5 protein-coding genes are annotated in these 5,885 nt (G+C 39.9%); all 5 read right to left on the bottom strand.

Annotation, left to right across the window (positions count from 1 at the left end; genetic code table 11):
- A partial coding sequence (locus ICL16_RS31915; protein ID WP_190835613.1) for an ABC transporter ATP-binding protein/permease occupies nucleotides 1-1,316 on the bottom strand: 1,316 nt, incomplete at its 3' end.
- A 110-nt stretch (nucleotides 1,317-1,426) separates the two neighbouring features.
- Nucleotides 1,427-1,816, bottom strand: a complete 390-nt coding sequence (locus tag ICL16_RS31910; protein ID WP_190835612.1) for a hypothetical protein — start codon at nucleotides 1,814-1,816, stop codon at nucleotides 1,427-1,429.
- A 107-nt stretch (nucleotides 1,817-1,923) separates the two neighbouring features.
- Nucleotides 1,924-3,963 carry a patatin-like phospholipase family protein gene (locus tag ICL16_RS31905; protein WP_190835611.1) on the bottom strand — a complete coding sequence of 680 codons (2,040 nt, stop codon included), beginning with the start codon at nucleotides 3,961-3,963 and terminating at the stop codon, nucleotides 1,924-1,926.
- On the bottom strand, nucleotides 3,960-5,024 hold the full coding sequence (locus ICL16_RS31900; protein ID WP_190835610.1) for a hydroxyacid dehydrogenase: 1,065 nt from the start codon (nucleotides 5,022-5,024) through the stop codon (nucleotides 3,960-3,962). The genes ICL16_RS31905 and ICL16_RS31900 overlap by 4 nt, the downstream gene beginning before the upstream one ends.
- Before the next feature lie 15 nt (nucleotides 5,025-5,039).
- Nucleotides 5,040-5,837, bottom strand: coding sequence for an aspartate/glutamate racemase family protein (locus tag ICL16_RS31895; protein WP_190835609.1), 798 nt, complete (start codon nucleotides 5,835-5,837; stop codon nucleotides 5,040-5,042).
- Nucleotides 5,838-5,885 lie beyond the last annotated feature (48 nt).

The raw sequence follows: 5,885 nt of genomic DNA, 5'->3' as shown, positions 1-5,885 counted from the left end.
GATTCTAGGGGAGGGCGCACCAGACTACCAGTCCCCGCATTCCACAAACCAGCGATCGCTCGCAACAGAGAACTTTTCCCTCTCCCACTTGGTCCCACAATCAATAAACCTTCTCCTGGTTCAACTGACAATGACAAGTCTTCGACGATCACCTGTTCATAATTCGGCGTTTGTAAGGTGACATCATTGAAAGCGATCCGCTTTTCTTCAATTGTTTTAATGGTACTGACATTCTCTGGCTGTTTGGTCACTGCTTCTAACGCATCCGAAAACTCAGCTAAACGCTCAGCGTAACTAGCAAATCGTCCTGAATTCCCAAATTCATCTATTAATGTTGCTAGAGCATTCGCAAACATACTGCAAGCAACAGTAGCTTGACTGACTTGTCCGAAATCAATTTCTCCTCTAATATATGAAGGTGCAAATATTAAATACGGAAATATTTGAATAACACTCCGATATCCTCTGTTATATATATCTAGATTTCTCTCCCAATTAATCTTGCGTTCTATATTTTTTACCACATAGCTAAATCGACGTCCAATTATATTTAATTCTTGGTTTTCTCCCTGAAAAAAAGCTATCGATTCAGCGTGATTACGAACATGAGTTAGTCCATAAGTGTAGTCGGCTTGAACTTCGAGTTCCTCTTGCTTAATCTTATTCACTTCTTGAGTCAAGTAAACAGCAATCAAATTGCCTATTACTGTATAAGTAACCAGAATAAGTACCGCAAATTGGGAAATTGACCAGAGAATTATTAAAAAAGTGGTCATTTCCAGTACTTTTTCTAAAACAGTAGTGGAAAACGAGAGAGCATTCCTGGTAATAGGTTCGATTTCTTGGGCTAGACGTTGATCTGGATTATCAATATCTGATTTAAAGTTGATTTTATAATAAGCACGATTGCTCAAATATTTGTCTAAAATATAATTATTCAGCCATTGATACCAATCAAGAGCGATTTTTTTTCTGACAAATCTAGAAAATCCTGTTAAGATCGTTATCAAAATCAGACCAGTGCCGTAAAGCGATAACATTTTAATAAACTGAGACAAATCTTTCTCTTGAATGATCGTATCGATCAATTGGCGATCGACAAAGCTATTAACGGCAGTTACGCTCACAAGCCCGATCACTAATAAGAGTAGGAGAGCTAGCATCCCCCAGGCGCGAATCACGTCGGAAAATGCTCTTCCCTTTCGCTCTGTTGGATACCAGTAAGGTTGAGCGATCGCTTTTACATTCGACCAAAATTTATTAAAAGCCGAAGGAGCATTAGTTAAAGGTTGATCGCGAAAAACTTGAGTTTGCATCTTCTACAAATATAGCGAATTTCAGTTGAGTAAACAGCAAAAGCAATTTGACACGCTTGCTTAACAAGCGTGTCATTCTACGGTCCATGTTAGCAAATGAAACAGTCAAATTATTCCTCGATAATTTCAACTGTCCTTGGGGGTTGAACTCCTTGAAAATTACTAACGGTTTCTGGGTTAAGTTGATGTTTTAGTTTGAGTTTTAGCTCATGTGAAATGGGTAAATCTTTAATTTCTTTGAGCAGATATCTCACGGATTCGGTTTTGCTACGTTCTGCATAGATGTTCTTGAGCAAGGTTTCAATTCCATATCCTGCTAGGGCATCCCCCACCATTGTTAACAAACCTAACACCCCCAGACCCCCGATGAAGCCTAACGGGCCGCCCAAGGCTGTGAGAGTAGAGATTACGGTGGCGTAACTACCCCCTGCTGCCACTAAAATTACCAGAATTACGCCCGGAAAACCCAGTCCGGCAATTTTTTTTACTATTTCGTCCATTGTAATTACCTACAATCCTTGTATTCTGAGTTATAACATTACTAAGAGTAATCGTGTCTATTTACCCTTACCTGATATCTTAGTACCATTACCGAATCATGACGGATTTAGTTTGACAATAGATTACATAACTCATCTATTTGTTGACTTTTTTCGGTGATTAGTCGATGGGCTAAGGTTTGTAGCTGACGAATATTTTCCGACTTGACATTATCTATTTCTTCCACATCCCCGGAGAGGAATGTTTGAAACCGATAATAAACACCTTTTGTGTCTTTGTCACTAGGGTCAAACAACCGTTCTAATTCTCCGGCTACCACTTCACTTCCACCATCAAACACAATATTTAATAGCGGTCTTGCCCATTGTAACAGTCCCCAATTTTTGACGTCATCATAAGTGTAGACACTCGTGAGAGAACCTGTTCCCAAAGAAACTACCAACACATCCTCCATATGTAGGGTTGGTTTTTTTTCAGGTTGGCTAAGTTTCGCCTCCACAAGCGCTAAATTGGCAGGATTATTAGCGATTAATCCGCCATCGACTAAAGTATAGCAACCGCTGGGATTATGAGAAGTTGCTACGCGATAGGGTGGAAAATAAGTCGGAGTCGCACTAGTTGCCATTGCCGCATCTGTGAGGGTAAAGCCTACGCATAACTTGCGAAACTTTTTCGATTCACTCTGTTGTTTTTCTATTTTGTTGGTAAAGAATATGGGAATTCGGTATTCAATATCGTAGCTGGTCACGAAAACTTCTTTGAGATTCTTTTCCAGAGGCGTGTTGCCAAAATATTTCCTTAGAATTTCCTCTCTGCCCTCTGAAGAATATTTGGGCTGGACAAATATATCCTCGATCGGACCGAGTATTTGTTCAAAGAATGGCTCGTAAAATATCTCTGCTCCATACTCAACAAATAGGTTGACCAACTCACTAGCACTGTATTCAGCCTGCGGCGTGCTATCAGATGGTTCCAAGAGTCGCGGTTTAGTTAGTCCGAGTGCTAGAATTCCTCCGGCTGAAGTACCTGAGATTAAATCAAACAAACTAAAAATCTGCTTTTGTGTCCGCTTTTCAATTTCTGCTAGAATTAATGCTGGGATAATGCCTCGAATACCGCCTCCATCAATGGCTAGTACTTTATATTTGGGATTGGCTTTCGTATTCATAGTTTTTTTCCCTAACTCAATTGTTAATTTTTGTGGTTCTTGTTGCTGTTGGATCTTTTCTGAAACAACGCTTGGACTAGTTTGGGCACTAGTTTCTACAACGGGGGGAACTTCAACTGACACTTGGTTCAACTCGGCTTCGCTCACGGCAGTTACTTCAACTGTAGGAAGCGCAACTACTAGGCTTTCCTCACCCAGTACCGCAGTTTCTTTCGCTGGGGTTCCCTGTGATGAATGACTCGCTGTCTTTTCTTTTGTGTCCTCCTGATTCGACGCTCGTGTAATTCCAAATGGAAGTTCTGCTATGTCCCAACTGGGATTGCCATGCAAGGTTCCATTCAAGGCATTTGCCGTCTGGTCGTTTACAGTTGTTCCTTGTCCTTCTTTTAATGGCCAGTAGGCTACTAATCCTTGTTCATTGCCGACTAGAGGCTGATAGCGATGCTTCTGGATTTCCGCACTAGGACAGGAGTAATTCCAGACGCTAATGTTAGCCAATTGTCCTGTGAAGTATATGTGATTGTGTAAAGTCGCGCCCAGAGTCACACGACTAGTTGCTTTGTTTAAAGAATCACCTTTCAAAGACCCAGTATACTCTTGGTCATCAAGATATATGGTCAGTTGACCCCGATTAAAAACAATAGCAAAGAAGTGCCATTGTCCGACGGTTAATTCTCCATTGCCAAAAGTTTTAAGAACATTGTCAACCTTCTCATCAATGTATACATCTAAATTGCCTGACTCACTTATGCCAAACTCAAAATTATCACTGTATCGATCTGAGGAACGGGCAAAAAAAACATTGTGCGTCCCATAGGTAGTGGCTTGATTTTTTAGCGCATGAGGATTAACCCATCCAGAAATTGTAAAGGCTGAACTCCCTTGAGCAAAAACACCACCAAAATCATTCTTGCCAAAATCTACGTAATCATCCTGACCATCAAATGTCAGAACTGATTGACTATATACCGTTGTCATAATATTTTCATCTCCACATCTGCTGTTCCCCCTCCCTCTACTATTATACGTGTCATGTTCCATACCTCAGGATTAACAATGTGAAGCGGCTTCTCACCCTGAAGTACTTGAAGTATTTGATTAGCTGCGGAAAGTGCAGCAGCCATAGCAGCTTCAGGTGTAACTCCAGCAAGATGGGGTGAACAAATTACATTGTCAAAGTCGTACAAAGGATTATCAATAGATGGGGGTTCTGGCTCAAACACATCTAGTGCAGCTCCTGCTATCCATTTCTCACGTAGGGCTACAATCAAATCTTCTTCACGAACTATCTTCCCACGAGATGTATTGATCAAGAAAGCAGTGGGCTTCATCTTCTGGAAAGCTTCTAGAGCAAACATTTCATAAGTTTCATCGGTTAGCTCAGGATGCAAAGATACAAAGTCAGATTCAGCTAGAAGGTAGTCTAAATCTTGTACTAAGGTTGCACCTACTGCTTCTGCTTTGCTGGCTGGAACATAAGGATCGTATGCTAAAACTCGCATCTGAAATGCTGTGCTACAATTTTTAGCAACAGCACTACCAATCCTTCCTAAACCAACAATACCAAGCGTTTTTCCTTCCAATTGAATTGGTTGTACTTGATTACGAATTAAGTAGTTTCCTGTTTTTACACACTGATTGAGAAAAGTAAGCTTTTTTGCAAGAGCTAAAATCATGCAAATCGTGTGTTCTGTAACAGCAGTTGTTGACAACCCAGGATTGTTGACTACGACAATCCCCCGTTCTGTGGCAGCAGCAATATCAATTGCATCAGTTCCAAATCCAGATGTACTGATGACTTTTAAATTTTTTGCCAATCCGATCGCTTGGGCATCTAATTTAATAGGATAACGGACAAATACGCCAGATACGTCTTGAATAGCTTCATTGATTTGATGCTTCGTTGGTTCTTTGATAATCTCAATATTAGTGTATTCATCGAGGAGTTTTTCACCTGTTTCATGGTACATTCTCCCGATTAAAAGCACCTTGTGATTTTTGGTCTTGATTGGGGAACTTTGGCGGAAAATAGCTGTCATCTGAATTAACCTTAATTAATTTGTTTGATACAAAGATGTTTTAGACTCAAGAGTTGATGAATGAAATTGCTGAGATAATTTCATTCTTTCTGTAAGCACATTAGAATTAGATGTGGCTGGCTCTAATAGCTGAGATAAGTTTTCGGCAATGGTAGTTAAAGGGTCGATCGCTTGAATAGAATCAATGCCATTGAGCTTGAGATATTTGGCGAGGATATGAAATTCTGTACAACCAGAAATAAAGGAACGAGTCTTATATTTATTTAACAACTTTTGAACGTCTTCAAGAATTGTTAGTGGGTTTTGTCCTCGTTTTAATACTTGAAAAATTATCTCATGAATCAAGCGATGATCTTTTTCATCTGGAGAAATAATCCGATTCGCAGCAGTACAACCTCGAGCAAACAATTTTTTCTTGTAAGTACCTGTACCTGCAAGTAAAAGGGCAGGTTCATCATGTTCTTGCAGTTGGCGATCGGCAATTTTAATTAAGGAGATTACTTTATTAGTCTGATGCTCTGGGAGATGAGCCAAAGCATAATGAGCAGTACAACAACCAATGACTATGCGGTCAACTAATTGATTAAGTTTTTCTAAATGTATTTGCACAAAATCAATGAATTCTCTTTCATTTCCACTATGAACTGAAGTCGTGCGATCTGGTGCAGAGGGAAGTGAGAAGACAATGACGTTGGGTGCTTCTTGTTCGTTGTCGATATACTGGTTGTATTCATAAATGGTTTTAAGAAATTCAACAGTAACTACAGGCCCCATTCCGCCTAAAACTCCAAGTATTGGTTGTTTTTTATTCATCAGGATTCTCCAATTCAGTTTCTTGCTATGGTTTAACTGTGTAGTTCA

It is taken from the genome of Iningainema tapete BLCC-T55, from assembly GCF_014698965.1.
Lineage (GTDB): Bacteria > Cyanobacteriota > Cyanobacteriia > Cyanobacteriales > Nostocaceae > Iningainema > Iningainema tapete.
The sequence above is the reverse complement of the archived record's forward strand: the minus strand, read 5'-3'. Positions and strand labels throughout refer to the sequence as shown.

Bases quoted from the DNA above. Each gene is read 5' to 3' on its own strand.
- ICL16_RS31895 (WP_190835609.1), bottom strand. From the start codon at position 5,837: ATGAATAAAAAACAACCAATACTTGGAGTTTTAGGCGGAATGGGGCCT.
- ICL16_RS31910 (WP_190835612.1), bottom strand. From the start codon at position 1,816: ATGGACGAAATAGTAAAAAAAATTGCCGGACTGGGTTTTCCGGGCGTA.
- ICL16_RS31900 (WP_190835610.1), bottom strand. From the start codon at position 5,024: ATGACAGCTATTTTCCGCCAAAGTTCCCCAATCAAGACCAAAAATCAC.
- ICL16_RS31905 (WP_190835611.1), bottom strand. From the start codon at position 3,963: ATGACAACGGTATATAGTCAATCAGTTCTGACATTTGATGGTCAGGAT.